Origin of the sequence: Nitratidesulfovibrio oxamicus, assembly GCF_015731765.1 — a bacterium.
In the GTDB taxonomy this organism is placed as follows: Bacteria; Desulfobacterota; Desulfovibrionia; order Desulfovibrionales; family Desulfovibrionaceae; genus Cupidesulfovibrio; species Cupidesulfovibrio oxamicus.
In genome coordinates this window covers 1-631 of record NZ_VRYY01000743.1, presented here as the reverse complement: position 1 = coordinate 631, position 631 = coordinate 1, and the positions used below count along the sequence as shown (strand labels likewise).

General features: G+C 69.9%; 1 protein-coding gene and 1 pseudogene. Both read left to right on the top strand.

The annotated features are described in order from the left end of the window. Positions 1-400 (top strand): formate dehydrogenase accessory protein FdhE (locus tag FVW20_RS18075; RefSeq protein ID WP_196610672.1); only part of this gene is annotated, 400 nt, incomplete at its 5' end. Then, positions 400-631 (top strand): annotated as a pseudogene (locus FVW20_RS18070) (sufurtransferase FdhD); the annotation flags it as partial. The gene FVW20_RS18075 and the pseudogene FVW20_RS18070, both read left to right, overlap by 1 nt.

Genomic DNA, 631 nt, shown 5'->3' with positions numbered 1-631 from the left:
CACCGGCGCGGACCAGCCGGGCGCCACCCCGGTGGTCTGGCAGCACGGCCACTGCCCGGTGTGCGGCAGCGCGCCGCTGGTGGGGCGCCTGGTGGGCAAGGAAGGGGCGCTGCACCATACCTGCTCGTTCTGCCGCCACGAATACCGCGCCAAGCGGTTGCAGTGTCCGTTCTGCCTGGAAAGCGAATCGAAGAACCTCGAATATTTCACCGCCGACGGCGAGCCCGGCTTTCAGGTGCACGTCTGCACGTCGTGCAAGGGGTACATCAAGGTGGCGGACTTCCGGGAATTCGACCGCATCTCCATTCCGGTGCTGGACGACCTGGAGTCGCTGGCGCTGGACATCGTGGCGCGCCAGCAGGGCTACGCGCGGCCCACGGCGTCGGCCTGGGGGTTCTGATGGCCGGGCGCGACGCGACGCAATTGCCGGCAGGGGCCATTCCTCGCCAGGTTTCCGTGCGCCGGTACAAGGACGCGGCCTGGGGCGACATGGACGATGTGTTGAGCCGTGAAGTGCCGGTGCGTGTTGAATGGGGGCCGGAACCCGGAGGCGCGGGCGACGCGGGCATCGCCGCCGGGTCCACCCGGCTGTGGGCCTGGCCGCACGGCCTGGCCGACCTGGTTCTTGGCC